This window comes from Streptomyces sp. NPDC007896, from assembly GCF_042959425.1.
GTDB lineage: Bacteria > Actinomycetota > Actinomycetes > Streptomycetales > Streptomycetaceae > Streptomyces.
On record NZ_JBIBKX010000014.1, the window covers coordinates 91,042 to 108,978 of the forward strand.

At 71.0% G+C, this 17,937-nt stretch carries 15 protein-coding genes, 1 pseudogene and 1 riboswitch; of the genes and pseudogenes, 13 read left to right on the forward strand and 3 right to left on the reverse strand.

Going from position 1 to position 17,937, the window contains the following annotated elements:
* Positions 1-190: 190 nt before the first annotated feature.
* Positions 191-1,183, forward strand: coding sequence for a Ppx/GppA phosphatase family protein (locus ACFZDJ_RS37045; protein WP_391065562.1), 993 nt, complete (start codon positions 191-193; stop codon positions 1,181-1,183).
* Positions 1,180-1,770 carry a histidine phosphatase family protein gene (locus ACFZDJ_RS37050; RefSeq protein WP_391065565.1) on the forward strand — a complete coding sequence of 197 codons (591 nt, stop codon included), beginning with the start codon at positions 1,180-1,182 and terminating at the stop codon, positions 1,768-1,770. Before ACFZDJ_RS37045 ends, ACFZDJ_RS37050 begins: the two co-directional genes overlap by 4 nt.
* A 136-nt stretch (positions 1,771-1,906) precedes the next feature.
* Here ACFZDJ_RS37050 and ACFZDJ_RS37055 read toward each other — a convergent pair whose 3' ends face one another.
* The gene (locus ACFZDJ_RS37055; RefSeq protein WP_391065568.1) at positions 1,907-2,488 is read right to left on the reverse strand and encodes an aldo/keto reductase; all 582 of its coding nucleotides are present in this window, start codon (positions 2,486-2,488) and stop codon (positions 1,907-1,909) included.
* On the opposite strand from ACFZDJ_RS37055, the gene ACFZDJ_RS37060 reads away from it, so the two are divergent.
* Positions 2,463-2,729 (forward strand): hypothetical protein, encoded by a 267-nt coding sequence (locus tag ACFZDJ_RS37060; protein WP_391065571.1) that lies wholly within the window; start codon positions 2,463-2,465, stop codon positions 2,727-2,729. The genes ACFZDJ_RS37055 and ACFZDJ_RS37060 overlap by 26 nt on opposite strands.
* Before the next feature lie 190 nt (positions 2,730-2,919).
* Here the strand turns inward: ACFZDJ_RS37060 and ACFZDJ_RS37065 are convergent, their stop codons facing one another.
* Complete coding sequence (locus tag ACFZDJ_RS37065) at positions 2,920-3,939, reverse strand: LacI family DNA-binding transcriptional regulator (protein WP_385386803.1); 1,020 nt, start codon at positions 3,937-3,939, stop codon at positions 2,920-2,922.
* 252 nt (positions 3,940-4,191) lie between these two features.
* On the opposite strand from ACFZDJ_RS37065, the gene ACFZDJ_RS37070 reads away from it, so the two are divergent.
* The 7 genes and pseudogenes from ACFZDJ_RS37070 (at position 4,192) to ACFZDJ_RS37100 (ending at position 13,611) form a co-directional block, all read left to right on the forward strand.
* A complete protein-coding gene (locus ACFZDJ_RS37070) occupies positions 4,192-6,213 on the forward strand; it encodes a beta-L-arabinofuranosidase domain-containing protein (RefSeq protein ID WP_391065574.1) in 2,022 nt (673 codons plus the stop codon).
* A gap of 96 nt (positions 6,214-6,309) precedes the next feature.
* Positions 6,310-7,560 (forward strand): extracellular solute-binding protein, encoded by a 1,251-nt coding sequence (locus tag ACFZDJ_RS37075; protein ID WP_391065577.1) that lies wholly within the window; start codon positions 6,310-6,312, stop codon positions 7,558-7,560.
* 83 nt (positions 7,561-7,643) lie between these two features.
* Positions 7,644-8,621, forward strand: a complete 978-nt coding sequence (locus ACFZDJ_RS37080; protein WP_391065580.1) for an ABC transporter permease subunit — start codon at positions 7,644-7,646, stop codon at positions 8,619-8,621.
* 56 nt (positions 8,622-8,677) lie between these two features.
* Positions 8,678-9,439: an ABC transporter permease subunit gene (locus tag ACFZDJ_RS37085; RefSeq protein WP_391065979.1), complete on the forward strand. Its 762-nt coding sequence runs from the start codon at positions 8,678-8,680 to the stop codon at positions 9,437-9,439.
* Positions 9,440-9,493: 54 nt separating this feature from the next.
* Complete coding sequence (locus ACFZDJ_RS37090; protein ID WP_391065583.1) at positions 9,494-11,266, forward strand: RICIN domain-containing protein; 1,773 nt, start codon at positions 9,494-9,496, stop codon at positions 11,264-11,266.
* Between the two features lie 89 nt (positions 11,267-11,355).
* A pseudogene (locus tag ACFZDJ_RS37095) lies at positions 11,356-11,793 on the forward strand (MFS transporter); the annotation flags it as partial.
* A gap of 789 nt (positions 11,794-12,582) precedes the next feature.
* Positions 12,583-13,611 (forward strand): acyltransferase family protein, encoded by a 1,029-nt coding sequence (locus ACFZDJ_RS37100; protein ID WP_391065585.1) that lies wholly within the window; start codon positions 12,583-12,585, stop codon positions 13,609-13,611.
* Here ACFZDJ_RS37100 and ACFZDJ_RS37105 read toward each other — a convergent pair whose 3' ends face one another.
* Complete coding sequence (locus tag ACFZDJ_RS37105) at positions 13,612-14,787, reverse strand: cytochrome P450 (RefSeq protein ID WP_391065588.1); 1,176 nt, start codon at positions 14,785-14,787, stop codon at positions 13,612-13,614.
* Positions 14,788-14,866: 79 nt separating this feature from the next.
* Positions 14,867-15,050: riboswitch (cobalamin riboswitch) on the forward strand.
* A 37-nt stretch (positions 15,051-15,087) separates the two neighbouring features.
* On the opposite strand from ACFZDJ_RS37105, the gene ACFZDJ_RS37110 reads away from it, so the two are divergent.
* The 3 genes from ACFZDJ_RS37110 to ACFZDJ_RS37120 are packed head-to-tail and all read left to right on the forward strand — an operon-like array spanning position 15,088 to position 17,923.
* Positions 15,088-16,122, forward strand: a complete 1,035-nt coding sequence (locus tag ACFZDJ_RS37110; protein WP_391065591.1) for an ABC transporter substrate-binding protein — start codon at positions 15,088-15,090, stop codon at positions 16,120-16,122.
* A gap of 11 nt (positions 16,123-16,133) precedes the next feature.
* A complete protein-coding gene (locus ACFZDJ_RS37115; protein WP_391065982.1) occupies positions 16,134-17,144 on the forward strand; it encodes an iron chelate uptake ABC transporter family permease subunit in 1,011 nt (336 codons plus the stop codon).
* Positions 17,141-17,923 (forward strand): ATP-binding cassette domain-containing protein, encoded by a 783-nt coding sequence (locus ACFZDJ_RS37120; protein ID WP_391065594.1) that lies wholly within the window; start codon positions 17,141-17,143, stop codon positions 17,921-17,923. Before ACFZDJ_RS37115 ends, ACFZDJ_RS37120 begins: the two co-directional genes overlap by 4 nt.
* Positions 17,924-17,937 lie beyond the last annotated feature (14 nt).

The window sequence follows — 17,937 nt, forward strand, 5'->3', positions numbered from 1 at the left end:
CTCCCTCCAGGTTCGCGTCCACCGAGGCTCCGTCTCATTCGAGCGGGACGTAGGGTTCACGGTGGGTGAGGGAACGTGCACACAGTGGACCGGAAGTCCCGTCGCGTCGGGTGACGGGGCCGCCGGACGATGGGGAGACGCAGTCGATCCGTTCCGGCATGGAGGAAACGAGACCAGGGGAGGCGATGGAATGCGGCAGGCCGGTGTACTCGACGTCGGGTGCCACAGCGCTCTGCTCACGGTGGTGCGATCGCGGCCGGGCCATGTGATGGAGCCGGTGTTCTCCCACAAGGTGCGGCTGCGACTGCACGAGACGCTCGACCGCAAGGGGCGACTCGACGACGCCGGGGTGGAGAGCGTCGAGCGCGCCGTCGCCCAGGCGATCGCCTCCGACCCCCGACTGCGCGGCACTGACATGTTCGCGTTCGCCACCTCCGTCATCCGGGACGCACCCAACCGCGACGAGGTCATCAGGCGCGTGGCCCGCAGAACCGGCACCCAACTGAGCGTGCTGGACGGCGAAGAGGAAGCGCGGCTCGCCTACGTGGCCGCCCGCCAGTGGGTCGGCCCGGCGGCCGGCCGGCTGCTGGTCCTGGACGTCGGCGGCGGCACCGTGGAGATCGCCTCGGGTACCGGAGACCAGCCGCTCAGCGTCCACTCCCTGCCCCTGGGCGCCCGCAGAATCACCCGGGACTGGATGCCCGGCGGCATCGCCCCGTCCAAGCAGGGCCTCACCGAGATCCGTCGGTATCTGCGTCGAAAGCTGGAAGCCGTCCCCGACCTGCCGCGGGCGGAGCCGGGAACCCGCGTGCTGGCCTGCTCCAAGACCTTCGAGCAGCTCGCCCGGCTCGCCGCCGCCCGGGGCAAGGCACAACGCTCACAACGGAAGCTGGCCCTGCCCCAGTTGCGCGCCTCCGTCCCGGTGCTGGCCGCCGCGAATCCGGCGCGCCGCGCCAAGCTCCCGGGCATCTCCCGGCACCGCGCCGAGCAGTCCCTGGCCGGAGCCCTGGTCGCCGAGGCCCTCATGGAGGCCTGCGAGGCCAAGGCGGTCGAGATCTGCCCCTGGTCGACCCGCGAAGGCCTGCTGCTCGAGCACCTCGCCACCCTCCACGACACGCCCGGTGGCCCGGAGTCTCACCGGCCTGGACGGACAGGGAAGTCGGACATGGGAGTGGGCGAATGACGAGCCGAGTGACGCTGATCTCACCCGCGATCAGTGCGTCGCTGCGGGAGGCGCGCTTCGACGACGGATGCCCGCTCGACGCGACCGGCACCGCGCGTGCGCGTTCCGCCGCGGGCTCTCTCCCGGCAGCACAGCGGGTACTCGTCTCCCCCACTGCGCGATGCCGGGAGACCGCGTCGGCGTTGGGGTTCGACGGCGCTGTCGAGACCGCGCCGGCCCCGTTCGACGTGGGCGGTTGGCGGGGCCGTACGCTGGCCGACGTCAGCGCCGACGCCCCGGACGCCGTCGCTCTCTGGCTGGGGGACCCGACGGCCGCACCGCACGGGGGCGAGTCGGTGCACGAGTTGTGCGAGCGGGTCGCGGCCTGGCTGGACGAGACCGCGCGGTTCTCGGGCCGGACCGTCGCCGTGGTGGAGCCGGAAATCGTACGTGCCGCGGCCGTTCGGGCGCTCGGAGCACCGGATTCGGCGTTCTGGCGGATCGACGTACCGCCGCTGACCGCCACTGAGTTCAGCGGTCGCGCCGGACGCTGGAACGCGACGTTCGGGAGACCGCTCGGTCACGCCGAGGGCAGCACTACTCACTGAACGGGTGCAGGCCACCGACGCCTGCGCCCGGCAGCGGACCCCCCGGGCGGTCACCCGCGCGTCGATGACGACGTGGCGCGGCGAGACGGGCGTAGCGGCCCCGCGTGCCCGGCGATCGCCTCGCCGGGGCGTGAGATCAGATCACGGGGACAGGATGGCGGCGGACACGCGCGGTGTCGCCGCCGAGAGCGGCGGCAAGGCCGGCGGCGGCCGTCTCGTGCGGGGAGCCGGGGGCGACCCCGCCGGCCTGTTCCAGGCGGTCGTACTGCTCGTCGGTGAGGACGAGGTCCAGCGCGGCGAGGTACTCGCCCAGCTGCTCGGTGGTGCGCGGGCCGATGACAGGGATCAGAGCGGTCGACGCCCGGGCGGCGCGAGCCCGCAGCCACGCCACCGACACCTGGGCCGCGCTCGTCCCGGACTCCTCGGCGACGGCGAGGACGCCGTCGAGGAGGGCGGTCGTGTGTTCACTGTCCTCGACGTGCACACCGGCGCCCCACCTGCTGAGGCGGCCCTCCCGGCTGAGCCGGTACTCGCCGGTCAGCAGGCCGCCCGCCAGCGGCGCGCAGAGGGCGGCGCCGAGACCGAACGCCTCGGCCATCGGCAGCAGTTCGCGTTCGGCGGTGCGGTCGGCGAGGCAGGCACTCCGCGCGTTCCTCCAGCAGCTCGTCGACCACTCCGCGGCGAGCCGGAGCGTGGCCGTCGCCTTGAAGGCGGTCATGGACCTCGGTTCGCCGGTGTTCGCGCAGGCCCGCGCCTCCGTGATCGAGACGATCGGTCGGCTCATGACCGCCGCGGTCGCGACCGGCGCGATCCGCTCGGACGTCACCGCGGAAACCGTCTTCCGGGCCATGGGCGGCACCTGCGCCTCGCACGACCAGCCCGGCTGGGAGGCCGGCGCACAAGCCGTGGTGCGCCTCCTGTTCGACGGCCTCCGCCACACCGCCACCGCCCCGCTCTGAACCCTTACGACCACACCGGCCGCTCGTACGGGGTCTCCCGCTCGGTCACCCTCTGGGGGGCGACCCGAGCCCGGCGGGCCCCCGCCTGGACGACGTCCATCCTCCGGCCGCCGGTCCCGGTCAGTACAACGCTGAACTCCGGCTGCTCCACCGTTCCCCCCACCCCCAACCCACCGGAACTCGGATCGCTTCAGCTGGACTCGCGGACGATCAGTCGGCACGGAACGGTGTGCACCCCCGGTGCCGGGTCGGCGTCGATGGCTTCGAGGAGTCGTAGCGCGGCGATCCGGCCGATCTCGGTGAGGTCCATGTCGATCGTGGTGAGGGGCGGCCTGCTGGCCAGGGCCATGGTGTCCCAGTTGTCGTAGCCGACGACCGCGATGTCACCGGGCACGTTGACGCCTCGCTCGCGCAGCGCGTCCGCCACGCCCCGGGCGATCTGGTCGTTGCCGCAGAAGAAGGCGTCCGTGTCGGGTGCCGTGCGCAGGACCGCGTCGGCGGCGCGACGCCCCCACGCCTCGCTCCACTCCCCGTGGTGCACCCGTCCCGTCGCGAGTCCGAGGGAGGCCCGCTCCAGGTGCTCGATCGCGTGCCGGGCCCGGTCGCGGGCGGCCGCGTGGTGTTCCGGGCCGGTGATGTGAGCGATGCGCGTGCGGCCCGTGGCCAGCAGGTGCTCGACGGCCAGTACGGCCCCGCCCCGGTCGTCGGAGACCACCGAGGTGTCGGCCGGGCCGGTGGACGGCGAGAGCGCGTAGACGATGGGGACGGCCTCGATGCCGTCCAGGGGCGGACGGGGGTCCGTACGGCGCCCGGTGACGATGATGCCGTCCACCCGGCGGTCCATGAGGTTGCGCAAGTGATGCTGTTCCCGGATCGCGTCGCCGCGGGTGTCGCACAGCAGGACGGAGATCTTGCCGGCTCCGAGCGCGTCCTCGGCGCCGAGCAGTACGGGGGTGCTGAAGCGGCCGATGCCGTCGGTCGTCATCAGCCCGACCGTCCAGCTCCGCCCGGTGTGCAGGCTCTGCGCGTGCTGGTTGGGCCGGAACCCGAGTGCGTCGACGGCGTCAAGAACCCGCTGGCGGGTTTCGGGACGCATCCGCCCGCCGCCGTTCAGCGCCTTCGACGCCGTACCCACACTGACGCCCGCCAGGGCGGCGACGTCGGCGAGCTTCGCCGGGCCGGCGGAGCGGGAACCTGGAGCAACGGTCACGAGCAAACCTTTTCCTGGGCGGCAACGACCCGTCCATCGTCGCAGCCTCCCAGGGGTGAGTGCCAGCCACCGGGCAACAGAAAAATCTCTTGTCGTGACCCTTGACCCGACTACCCCGCTGCCCTCTACTTCTCGGCAGGAAAAACGGTTGCTCAAACGAGTTCCAAGGACCCCCCGCCTCTCGAGCACGGGGGCCGTCGCGCGCCCTGCCCGGCAGCCCGGTCCCCTTCCGCCACCAGCTCTCGGAGAACCATGCCGCGCACAGACTCCGCCCTGTCCTCCCCCACCGACGTCTCGGCTTCCACCGAACAGGGCGCCGCCCCCGTGGGCCCGGTCCGGCTCGGCCCGGACACCCCCGCCGCGCTGCGTCCCGCCGCCGCGGAGGTACGCACCGGCTTCTGGCACGCCCGCCGCGAGGTCAACGCGCGCACCTCGATCCCGCAGGGCCCCGCTCTGCTGGAGTCCGCGGGAAACCTGCACAACCTGCGCCTGGCGGCCGGCACGGCCCAGGGCGAGTTCCAGGGCGGCTACCCCTTCGTCGACACCGACGTCTACAAATGGCTGGAAGCCGCCTCCTGGCAGCTCGCCCAGAGCGGGCCGCCGGCCGACGGCGAAAAGAACAGCCCCGACCTGCGTGAGCTCGCCGCCGAAGTGGAGCGGATCATCGCCCTGGTCGCCGACGCCCAGCAGTCCGACGGCTACCTCAACACCTGGTTCCAGGTCCGCAAGAACGGCGAGCGCTACCAGGACCTGCGCTGGGGACACGAGCTGTACTGCGCGGGCCATCTGATCCAGGCGGCGGTGGCCCATCACCGTGCGACCGGTCGCGACGAACTCCTCGTCGTGGCACGACGGTTCGCCGACCACATCGACTCCGTCTTCGGCCTTCCCGGCAGCGGCAGGCCGATCGACGGCGTCGACGGCCACCCTGAGGTGGAGACCGCTCTGGTCGAGCTGTACCGGGAGACCGGCGAGCGGCGCTATCTGGATCTGGCCGGCTACTTCGTCGATCGTTACGGCCACGGCCTGCTCGGCGGCGAGGCGTACTGCCAGGACCGTGTGCCGTTGCGCGAGGCGGTCACCGTCGAGGGCCACGCCGTGCGGCAGTTGTATCTGCTGGCCGGTGCGACGGACCTGGCCACGGAGACGGGCGACGCCGAACTGCGCTCCGCCTCCGAGCGGTTGTGGCGGGCGATGACCACGACCAAGACCCATCTGACCGGTGGTCTCGGAGCGCACCACGACCAGGAGGACTTCGGCGACCCGTTCGAGCTGCCCAACGAGCGTGCCTACTGCGAGACCTGCGCCGCCATCGCCTCGGTCCAGTGGAGCTGGCGCATGGCCCTGCTCACCGGCGAGGCCCGCTACAGCGACTTGATCGAGCGCACTCTCTACAACGGGTTCCTCGCCGGTGTCTCGCTGGACGGCGAAAGCTGGCTGTACGTCAATCCGCTCCAGGTCCGCGACGGCCACACGGACCCCGGTGGCGACCAGTCGGCCCGCCGTACCCGCTGGTTCCGCTGCGCCTGTTGCCCTCCGAACGCGATGCGGCTGCTGGCCGGACTTGAGCACTACCTCTCCTCGACCGACGCCGAGGGGCAGGGCCTGCAGATCCACCAGTACGTCACCGGCCGCTACCGCGGTGACCTCGACGGCACGCCCGTCACCGTGGCCGCCGAGACCGACTACCCGTGGCACGGCGCGGTGTCCCTGACCGTCGAGGAGACCCCGCGGGAGCGGCCCTGGACGCTGTCCCTGCGCATCCCGCGGTGGTGCCACGACTACCGCGTGCGGTGCGGCGACCGGACGTACGACCAGGCCGACGCGCCCGTCACCGACGGCTGGCTGCGCCTGGAGCGCACCTGGGCGCCGGGCGACCGGGTCGTCGTCGAACTCGGCCTGGAGCCCCGCCTCACCGCGGCCGACCCCCGGGTGGACGCGGTCCGCGGCTGTGTGGCGATCGAGCGGGGCCCGCTCGTGTACTGCCTGGAGCAGGTGGACCACCCCGGGGGCGGTCTGGACGACGTCGTCATCGACACCGCGCGGCCGCTCGCCGTGAAGCAGCGGCCGGATCTGCTCGGCGGTGTCGCCACCGTCGTCGCAACGGGCCATCGCCGCTCGGTCCCGGACACCGACTGGTGGCCCTACCGGTCCGCCGACGCCGACCCCGCCGCCGCACCCTCGGGCGAGGCCGTCGAGCTCACCGCGATCCCCTACTACGCCTGGGCCAACCGGCAGGACGGCAGCATGCGCGTCTGGCTTCCCACCTTCTGACACGGCCGACCTCCACAGCCTCCTCCTCCCGGCACCGGCGCACACCCCATCACCCCGTCACCCCGCACGACCACTCATGACAACGAGGTCACCGCAATGCGAAACACCCGCAGAACTCTCCTCGCCGCCTGTGTCGCCGTCGGCACCCTCGCCTCCGTCACGGCCTGCGGGGGCGGCGGTTCGGGTTCCTCCGACTCCACCGGCAAGTCGGCGACGTACACCTTCTGGGACCCGTACCCGCAGTTCGACGCCTCCTCGGACTGGGGCAAGCGCATCGCCCAGTGCGGTACCTCGGCGGGCGTCAAGATCAAGCGCACCGGCTACGACACCACCGACCTGGGCAACAAGGCGCTGCTGGCCGCCCAGCAGGGCAACGCGCCCGATGTGATGCTCGTGGACAACCCGGTCGTCTCCACGCTGGTCGAGGCGGGGATCCTCAACAAGACGAGCGACCTCGGTCTGTACACGTCCGCGATCCAGAAGAACATCATCGGCGCGGGCACCATCGACGGCGCCTCCTACGGCGTACCGATCGGCGCCAACACGCTGGCCCTCTACTACAACAAGAAGGTCCTGACCGCCGCCCACGTCGACCCCGCTTCCATCAAGGACTGGGCTTCGCTGACGGCCGCCCTGAAGAAGGTCAAGTCGGCCGGGAAGAAGGGCATCACCTTCTCGGCGATCGGCACGGAGGAGGGCAGCTTCCAGTTCCTGCCGTGGTTCTGGGGCGCGGGCGGCGACCTCACCCACCTCGACTCGCCGAAGAGCGTGGCCGCGCTGTCGCTGTGGAAGCAGTGGGTCGACGAGGGGCTCGCGCCCAAGGACGTCCTGAACAACACCCAGACCACCAGCTGGCAGGAGTTCGCCACCGGCGACTACGCCTTCGGCGAGAACGGCACCTGGCAGCTCGCCAACGCGGAGAAGGCCGGATTCCCGTACGGGGTCGTCAGCATCCCCGGACAGCACGGCGGTTCGGCGCCGGTGCCGACCGGCGGCGAGTTCGTCACCGTGCCCGTGCAGCGGGACACCGCGCGCTACGACATCAGCAAGAAGATCGTCTCCTGTCTGACCAGCTCGGAGAGCCTGCTGGCCAGCGACACCGCCCTGACGTACGTCGCGCCCACCGCGGCGGTCCAGGCCCAGCAGGTCGAGGCGAACCCGAAGCTCAAGCCGTGGGTGGAGGCCGTGGCCGCCGCGCGTGGTCGTACCAGCGGCGGTCTGGGCACGAAGTACCCCACCATCTCGCAGCCGATGTGGACCGCCGTACAGGCGGCCCTGTCCGGTGGCAAGAGCCCCGAGACCGCTCTCGACGCCGCGCAGACGGCGGCCGGCAAGAGCAAGGGCTGACACGGCCGGCCGGCACGAGGGCTGACAGCGCGCGGCACCACAGGCCGCGCCCCGGACACCGCCACCCGCATCCAGGAGTTCGCATGACCATCGCCCGAGTCGACCGCCGTCCCCAGCGGTCCCCGGCCGCGCCGGGAGCGGCGGGCGGCGCCGACCGGCGTGACGTGCCGCCACGCCGTCGGCGCGGCAGGGACCGGCTGACCGCGCTGGGCTTTCTCGCCCCGCTCGTCGCCTACCTCGCCGCCTTCTATCTCTATCCGCTCTACCGCAACCTCGATCTGAGCCTGCGTGATTACACGGTCCGCTCGTTCGTGGCGGGCGACGCGCCGTTCTCGGGCTGGGACAACTTCTCCCAGGTGCTGAACGACCCGACCTTCGGGCCCGCGCTGCGCAACACGATGGTGTTCACCTTCGTGTCGATCGCGCTCCAGTACGCGGCCGGGCTGGCGCTCGCGGTCTTCTTCAACCGGCACTTCCGTCTCGCCACCACCCTGCGGGCGCTGTTCCTCATCCCGTGGCTGCTGCCGCTGATCGTGTCGGCGTCGACCTGGTCCTGGATGCTGAACAGCGAGTCGGGCGTGGTCAATTACGCCCTGCACCTCGTCGGCGTCCCGCCCGTCGACTGGCTGACCTCGCCGCACTGGGCGCTCGCCTCGGTCGTCATCGCCAACGTCTGGATCGGTATCCCGTTCAACCTCGTCATCCTCTACAGCGGTCTGCAGAACATCCCCGGGGAGCTGTACGAGGCCGCCTCGCTGGACGGGGCGAGCGGCCGGCAGCAGTTCTGGCGCATCACCTTCCCCCTGCTGCGGCCGGTCTCCGCGATCACGCTGCTGCTCGGACTGGTCTACACGCTCAAGGTGTTCGACCTGATCTGGATCATGACCAAGGGAGGTCCCGGCGACTCCTCGTCGACGCTGGCGACCTGGTCGTACCAGCTCGCGTTCGGCACCCTGCTCCCGCACTTCGGCCCCGGTGCCGCCGTCGGCAACATCCTCATCCTCATCGCCCTCGTCTTCGGCCTGCTGTACATCCGCGTCCAGAGGAGGCAGGAAGCGTGAAGTCCCGTGCGAGCTCCCGCCGTCACACCACCGTCGGACTCCTGCTGACCGGGATCATGCTGTTCCCGGTGTACTGGATGCTGAACGTGTCCCTCACCCCGCAGCAGGACATGCGCAAGTCCCCTCCCGACCTGCTTCCGCTGCACCCCACGTTCGAGGGCTACCGGGCCGTGCTGCACGACCAGATGCCCTACCTCGGCACCAGTCTGCTCATCGGCCTCGGCACGGTCGCCGCCACCCTCGTCCTCGCCGCACCGGCCGGCTACTCACTGGCGAAACTCCGCCCCCGCGGCGGCGGCATCATGGGCCTCGCCCTCCTCGTCGCCCAGATGATCCCCGGCATCGTCATGGCGATGGGGTTCTACGGGATCTTCCTCAACCTCGGCCTGCTGAACTCCTGGTGGGGCCTGATCATCGCGGACTCCACCATCGCCGTGCCCTTCGGCGTCATGATCTTCACGGCGTTCATGTCGGGCATCCCCGACGAGCTCACCGCCGCCGCCCGCATCGACGGCGCGGGTACCTGGCGAACCTTCTGGTCCGTCGTCCTGCCGGTGAGCCGCAACGCCGTGGTCACCGTCTCGCTGTTCAGCTTCCTGTGGGCCTGGTCCGACTTCGTCTTCGCCAACACCCTCGACGGCGGCGGCGATCTTCGCCCGATCACCCTCGGCATCTACCACTACATCGGCAACAACAACCAGGAATGGAACGCGATCATGGCCACCGCCGTCGTCGCGTCCGTACCCGCCGCCGTCCTGCTCGTCCTCGCGCAGCGGTACGTGGCCGCCGGGGTCACCGCGGGCGCGGTCAAGGACTGACCGGGACGTCAGCCCCCCCATCCACCTCCTCATCCGTCAGGAGAGCCGCCACCCATGCCTGTTCCGAGATCTCAGCCACGCACGCCCAGAAGGCCGTTCGACCGTACGGCCGCCGCCGTTGTGGCGACGGTCCTGGCCACCGCCGCGACCGCCCTCACGGGCACACCCGCCCAGGCGGCCCCCACTGCGTCCACGACCCTGGTCGTCAACGCCGCCCAGACCCTGCGGTCCGTCACCCATGTCGCCACGGGCAGCCTCTACGGCCTCGCCGACGCGAGCACCCCGGCCGACAGCCTCGTCCAGCCGCTGAAGCCGAACACCTTCGTCCAGATGGCACCCGGCGGCCACCAGTTGCCCAACGGTGAGCCAAGCCCCGCCGGCGACTCCCTGGTCGTCGCCCCCAAGGCCGCCAGGGCCGGCGCGAAGGTCGTCGTCCGGATGCCCGACTGGTACCCCGACTTCCCCTACAAGTGGGTGAGCTGGAGCGACTGGCTGTCCGCCGTCGACACCCAGGTCGCCTCGGTCAAGTCCGCCGGCGCCGGGAACATCAGCGCGTACGAGCTGTGGAACGAGCCGGACTGGACCTGGGACACCACCAACGCCGGTGCCTTCGACGCGGGTTGGGCACGCACGTACAAGGAGGTACGCGCCAAGGACGCCACCACTCCCCTCCAGGGTCCCAGCTACTCGGCGTGGAACCAGAGCTGGATGAGCCAGTTCCTCACCGACGCCAAGGCCAGTGGCACCGTCCCGGACGTCATCGCCTGGCACGAGCTCCAGGGCAGCAAGGACATCGCCGCGCACGTCTCCGCGTACCGCTCCCTGGAGAGCGGCCTCGGCATCAGCCCGCGGCCGATCTCCATCGAGGAGTACGCGACACCGAGCGAGATGGGGATACCCGGCGCCCTCGTCGGCTACGCCGCCAAGTTCGAGCGCGCGGGCGTCCACGACGCGGAACTCGCCTTCTGGAACCACTACGGAACCCTTGGCGACACCCTCACCGACACCGGCGGATCGCCCAACGGCTCCTACTGGCTCTACAAGTGGTACGGCGACATGTCCGGGAACATGCTCACCACCACTCCCCCGGCGCAGACCGGCATCGACGGCGCCGCCTCGCTCACCGGTGACGGGCGGCAGATCAGCGTGATCTTCGGCGGAGGCACCGGTTCGACGGCCGTCACGGTGAACGGACTGGGCTCCCTGTCCGGCTTCGGCGCCACGGTGCACGTCAAGCTGGAGTACACCCCGTCCAAGGGCCGCACCACGGCCGTCTCCGCCCCGTACACCATCTCCGAGAGCGACTATCCGGTCAGCAACGGCTCCCTCACCGTCCCCGTCGCGATGAACGCGTCCGACGGCTACCACCTGGTCGTCACGCCCAGCGGTACGTCCGCCTCGCTCGCCGGGCGCTATCAGATCACCAACAAGAACAGCGGGCTCGCGCTGGACACACAGAGCGCGGGCACCGCACAGGGCACCGCCGTCGTCCAGGCCACCTCGACCACCGGCACCGACCAGAACTGGACGCTGGTGTCGGCGGGTTCGGGCCTCTACAAGATCGTGAACCAGGCCAGTGGTCTGCTGCTCGGCGTCAACGGCATGAGCACCGCTGCCGGAGATACGGCCCTGATCTGGGGCGACAACGGCACCAGCGACCACCTCTGGCAGCTGATCCCGGCCGACAACGGCTACTACAAGATCGCCAACTACAACAGCGGCCTCCTGCTCGGCGTCACCAACATGAGCACCTCGTCCGGCGCCCAAGTCCTCCAGTGGGACGACAACGGCACCGCTGACCACCTGTGGAGACTCACCTCGCGCTGAGTGCCCGGCCGAACTCTCCCGCGCCTGTCGCCCACCGCAGGCCCGGGGGCGTTCGACGTCGGCTCGGCGTCGGCATCGGCGCACACCTGGACCAGACCGGTTACGGCCTCGGCAAGTCCATGATGACCGTCGGCCTGGTCCTCGCCCCGCAGGGTCTGGTGATGATGGCGATGGCGCCGCTGTCCGCCGCCATCACCAAGGCCAAGGGTCCCAAGGCCACGCTGATGCTCGGCGCCGTCATCGTCGCCGCGGGCTACAGCCTCGACACCCTGATGCGGTCCATCGGTACGTCCTTCGCCAGCGCCATCGCCGGTGTCGTCCTGGCGCAGATGACCGCCGATCTCGGCACCACCGCCCTGCCCTCGGAGAACGGCTTCATGGTGGTCATGGCCATCGGCGCCGGTGCCGCCCTCCTCGCTCTCGCGCTCGCCGCCTTCCTGCCCCGCCAGCGGGTGGCGCGCTCGGCGGCGCCGGTGGCCGGCGGGCCGGCCGAGCGGCCCGCGGAGGTCTCCGGGGCGAAGTCGTAAGGGTCACAGAGGGTCACAGACGCGGGGTACGGCCGACCGTACCCCGCCGGCATTGGGCCCAAGGCGGTCGTCGCCCCGCTCCCCGGGGGGGCGACCGCCTTGGCGCTTCGATCGACCCGGAACCCGGTGCACCCGCGTGGCGCGGATCGGCGTGCCGACCGGCACAGGCGTTCACCGGGTGTCCGACCGGGGCTGCCGACGTCGCCGGACCGGTCGCCTCCGCCGCGAGCCCGTAGTTCCTGGTGGCGCTGCTGAGCGCCGCCCCCCGGGCCGGCGCCCGTCCCGCTGCGGGACCACCCCGGAACGCGCCGTACCCGCGGCCCGCTCGGCCGCTCCTACGGACTGCGGGTGGCGTTGCGTGCGCGTGCGTGCGCCGCGGTGGCCGTCGTACCGCACCCCGTCCAGTGGCCCTGGTTCCCGGCGCTCCGAACGCGACGCGGGTCCCCGCGCGTGTCACAGTCCATCGGCCATCCCGTGGCCCGAAGGTGTCCCGTCCACCGTCAGATAGAGGGTGACCCAGCGTCCGACCAGGCGTTCACACCTTGACACGGCATTGCAGCGGCAGACACCCATCACCAGATCGAACGGTAATTCGACACGCATACTTACCGGCTCCTCGGGGAAGACGCGTCGACGACAACCACCCCAAACATGCCCAGTTCAACACTCCAGTCCCCCAGCGAGCACCTCTCCTTGACCAACACAGGCGGTCCCATCGTGAGCAAGTCTTCCTTCGCCGAGCCGGAGCAATCCGAATCGCCGGTCCGATCGAAGACTCACCGCCGCGAGGTGACCCATCCCGGTCCGCTGCCCTCCCTCACCGGTCTGCGCTGGGTGGCGGCCCTTCTCGTCTTCTGCCTGCACACCCGCAACCTGGGCTACTTCAACGGGCAGGCCCGTCACTTCGCCGACTGGGGCTTCGGGGCGGGCTCCACCGGGGTCTCCTTCTTCTTTCTGCTCTCTGGCTTCGTCCTCGCCTGGTCCGCCCGGTCCGACGACCGCCCCACGGCCTTCTGGCGCCGCCGCTTCGCCCGCCTCTACCCCGTCCACCTGGTCACGGCCTGTATCGCGGTGTTCGTCATGGGCATGGGCAAGCCGGCTGGCAGCGCGGCGAATCTGCTTCTCGTCCACTCCTGGTGGCACCCGTGGTGGCAGACACTCGACCCCGTCAGCTGGTCCCTCGCGTGCGAGGCGTTCTTCTACGCGACCTTCCCCGCGTTCGCCCTGTTGCTGCGGTACGCCGGGGCCCTCACCGCGACCGCGCTCGCCGGCGCGAGCGTCCTGACCGTGCTCATCCTGACCCGGGCGGACCTGCACCTGGGTGTCGGCCGCACCCTGTACTCCTTCCCCGCCGCCCGGCTGCCGGAGTTCGTCCTCGGAGTCGCCGTGGCCCGCCTCGTACTCCTCGGCCGCTGGCGCGGCCCCGGCCTGGAGGCGTCGGTGGCCCTGACGATCATCGGCTACTTCCTGGTCTCCCAGGTCGGCGGATCGTACGCCTGCGTCGCCTGCACCTTGGTCGGTTTCACCTGTCTGATCCCCGCGGCCGCCCTCGCCGACGTACGCGGCCTGCCCAGCTTGTGGCGACATCCGGCCCTCGTCCGACTGGGTGAACTCTCCTTCGCCTTCTACATGGTCCACCTGCTCGTGCTGCGCGCGGGGCAGCACCTGTTCAAGCCGTCGCCGATCGGTGCGCTCACCGCCTTCGCGGTGTCCCTGGCACTCGCCTGGCTCCTCCACGAGTACGTCGAGGTACCCGCCCGGCGATGGCTTCTGCGGCCCTTCATGAGATCCCTGCGACGCACCCTGGTGTCACGCTGATCAGGCGGGGCCGTCCCACAGGACATGCAGGGTGGACGGCTTACGGAAGACCAGCCCGTGCGGAGTGGTCGGGTGGGCCGGGTCGAGGCGCAGGGCGGGGAGGCGTTCGAGCAGGCGCTGAAGGGCGATACGGGTCTCCAGTCGGGCGAGGTGCGCGGCGAGGCAGTAGTGCGGGCCGTGTGCGAAGGCCAGCTGGAGACGCGCGTTCTCGCGGCGGACGTCGAACCGATCGGGATCGGGGAAGACGGCCGGGTCGCGGTTGGCGCCCGCCAGGGAGACGGTGACCAGTTCACCCCGGCGGATCGTTGCCTGGCCGAGGACGGTGTCACGGGTGGCGTACCGGTCCACGACCGCCGCTCCGGGTTCGAGGCGCAGCGATTCCTCGATCGCGCCGTCCAGCAGGTCGACGTCATCGCGGACAAGGGCGAGTTGGCCGGGGTGTCGCAGCAGGTGCAGCAGCGCGTTGGTGATCATCGCCTCGGTGGTCTCTATCCCTCCGAACATCAGCACCGCGGCGTTGGACGCCACTTCTGGCAGCGCCAGCCGCTCGGCGGCGGCGCCCAGGAGCGAAGTCGCGCCCCGGCCGGCGACGGTGGCTTCGACAGCGGCCCGTAGCCGCGCGTACGCCTCGGCGCCCGCGGGTGCCGCCTCGTGTCCGGCGGTGATGTCCGAGACCGACCGCACGATGGAGTCGTACCAGGAGAGCACCGTGTCCGCGGTGGTGCCGACCAGCCCGAGCGCCTCGGTCACGACGGCGACGGCGAGCGGGCCGGCGAAGGCACGTCGCAGTTCGACGGCGCCCGCCGGTTCCAGCGCGGTGATGAGCCGGTCGGTCTCCCGCTCGATGAACGAGGCGAAGCCGTCGCGTACTTCCCTGGGGCGGAAGGGAGCGGAGAAGGGCTCCCGGTGGCGGGCGTGCTCGTCTCCGTCCAGGGACAGCATGCTCGGGCCGACGACCTGCGCGGTGGAGAACCGGGGGTCGTCGACGGTGAAGGTCACGGGGTCCCGCATCACGTTCAGCGCGAGATCGCGACGGGTCACCAGCCAGCCGTCCAGCTCGGGCAGCCAGGAAACGGGCTCATGCGCACGGAGCCGGGCCAGTCGCGGATGCGGATCCGCGGCGAGTTCGGCGAGCGTGGTCGCGGCACCGAGCGGGAAGGAGCCGACGGCGCTCATCGCAAGCCCTGGCCGGGCACGGGGAATTGGATCACAGCCAAGGCTAACAATCGTGCTGAAGGCGAGGCCGATGGGGGCGTGATAATTTGCCGAGGCCAGTCAAGGGAATCCGGTGTGAATCCGGAGCTGACGCGCAGCGGTAAGGGTGACGGGCGGGGCAACACGAAGCCACTGGACGGCGGTCGTACGTGACCGGAGTCCGGGAAGGCGCCTCGTCCGGACGATCCCGAGTCCGAAGACCTGCTGGCGGACCGTACGAACGGGCCCCGCGACTGGGCCCTCGACGCCAGAGGATGTCACGTGCCCGTTGCGCGCCCAGCCCGCCGCTGTGCCCTGCTCCTGTCCGGAGCCCTGTTGCTGACCGCTTGTGGCGGCGGCTCGTCCGCCGACGGAAGCAAGTCGCCGAAATCCACCGGTGCGGTGTCGCTCGACAACTGCGGCCGGAAGGTGGCGATCGCCTCCGCGCCGAAGCGGGCCGTGTCCCTGAACCAGGGCACCACCGAGATCATGCTGTCCCTCGGCCTCGCCGACCGCATGGTGGGCACCGCCACCTGGACCGACCCGGTCATGAAGGGCTTGGCGAAGGCCAACGGGAAGGTGCCCCGACTCGCGGACGACGCCCCTTCCTTCGAGAAGGTCCTCGACGCCGAACCCGACTTCGTCGCCGCCTCCTTCGCCTCCACACTGGCCAAGGGCGGTGTGGCTCCGCGCGAGAAGTTCGAGGAACTGGGCGTGCCCACCTACCTGTCCCCCGCCGACTGCGAGGGCAAGGACAACAGCGGTGACGGCGACGGAGTGCGCACCGAGCCGCTGACCATGGATGCGGTCTACGGCGAAGTGGGCGACCTGGCCGAGGTCTTCGGCGTCGAGGAGCGCGGCGCCAAGCTCGTCGCGGACCTCAAGGCACGGGTGGCGAAGGCCACCGACGGGATCGACGCGTCCGACACCACGGTCCTCTACTGGTTCGCCAACCAGGAGGCCCCGTACATGGCGGGCTGCTGCGGTGCGCCCGGCATCATCACCAACGCCCTCGGCGCGAAGAACGTCTTCGCCGACACGAAGCAGGAATGGCCCCAGATCAACTGGGAGACCGTCGCCGACCGCGATCCCGACGTCCTGGTGATCGGTGACCTCACCCGCAGGTCGCAGACCGCCGAGACCGCCGCGAAGAAGATCGAGTTCCTGGAGACCAATCCGGCCACCAAGAACATGGACGCGGTGAAGAACAAACGGTACGTGCTGCTCAGCGGGCAGGCGATGAACCCGACCATCCGCACGGTCGAAGGTGTCGAGAAGGTGGCCGCGGCGCTGCGCGAGTACGGGCTCGCCGGGTGACCACCGCCGCCATGACCGCCGTGGTGCGTACGGCGGCCGGGCTCGCCGTGCTCGTCGCGTCCGTGGCGGTGGCCATCACCATCGGCCCCGCGGACATAGGCGTCGGGGAGGTCTGGTCCGCGGTGGCCTCCCACCTCGGGGGCAGAGCTCCGGAACTGACCCCGATCCGCGACGGCATCGTGTGGAACCTGCGGCTCCCGCGCACCCTGCTCGCCGCGGTCTGCGGCGCCGGGCTCGCGGTGTGCGGGGCGGTCATGCAGTCCCTGCTGCGCAACCCGCTCGCCGACCCCTTCGTCCTCGGCGTCTCCTCCGGGGCCTCGACCGGGGCCGTCGTGGTCGTGGTGCTGGGCGCCGACGGTGGAGTGCTGTCCGTCTCCGGGGGCGCCTTCGTGGGCGCGCTGTGCTCCTTCGCCCTGGTGCTGCTGCTCAGCCACACCGTCGGCGGCACGACCGATCGGGTGGTGCTCGCCGGGGTCGCCGCCATGCAGCTGTTCTCCGCACTCACCTCCCTCGTGGTGATGACGGCGGCCGACGCCGAGACCACCCGCGGTGTCCTGTTCTGGCTGCTGGGCTCACTCGGCGGAGCGGACTGGACCGACGTATGGCTGTGCGCGGCCGTCCTCGCGATCGTCCTGCTGGTCTGCCTCGGACACGCGCGCACACTCGACGCCTTCGCGTTCGGGCCGGAAGCCGCGGCCTCCCTCGGTGTCTCCGTGGCCCGTACCCGGCTGGTGCTCCTGTGCGTCACGGCGCTGCTGACCGCCGCACTCGTCAGCGTGGCCGGCGCGATCGGCTTCGTCGGCCTCGTCCTGCCGCACGCCGCACGCGCGCTCGGGGGCCCCGGACACGCCCGGCTGCTGCCGGTGACCGCGCTCGCCGGGGCGGTCTTCCTGGTCTGGGCCGACACCGTGACCCGTACCGCACTCGACCCGCAGGAGGTGCCGGTGGGTGTGGTCACCTCGCTGATCGGCGTGCCCGGCTTCGTGCTGATCCTGTACCGCACCCGAAGGGTGACCCGATGACGCTCGGTGCCGACCGTGTCTCCCGCACCGCCGCCGGGCGGCTGATCCTGGACGGCGTCGACCTGACGCCCCTTCCTGGATCCATCACGGGTCTGCTCGGCCCCAACGGCTCCGGCAAGTCCACCCTGCTGCGTCTGCTCGCCGGTGTCCTGACTCCCGCCTCCGGCGTCGTCACCCTCGACGGGCATCCGCTCGGCGACCTCGGCCGCCGGGCCGTCGCCCGGCGCGTCGCCGTCGTCGAACAGCAGGTCGACACCCAGGTCGACCTGACCGTGCTCGACGTCGTACGTCTTGGCCGCATCCCTCACCGGCGCGCCTGGTCGCCCTCGACTCCGGCCGACGAGAGGGCCGTTCGCACCGCGCTGGAGCGTACGGACCCGACCGACAAGGCCGACCGCTCCTGGCACACGCTCTCGGGCGGCGAACGCCAGCGCGTCCAGATCGCCCGCGCGCTCGCCCAGGAACCACGCGAACTCCTCCTCGACGAACCCACCAACCACCTCGACATCCAGCACCAGCTCGACCTGCTGGCCCTGATCGCGGAACTCCGCGTCACCAGCGTCGTCGCCCTGCACGACCTCAACCTCGCCGCCATGTACTGCGAGCGGATCGTCGTCCTCGGGCAGGGCCGGGTCGTCGCCTGCGGCACCCCGGCAAAGACGCTCACCGAGGCCCTGATCGCCGACGTCTACGGCGTACGAGCCATCGTCACCGTCACGAGCGAAGGCACTGTCGACCGCCCCCACATACGGTTTCTGGGAACACTCCCCGACCGCTGAGGCCATCAGGACAA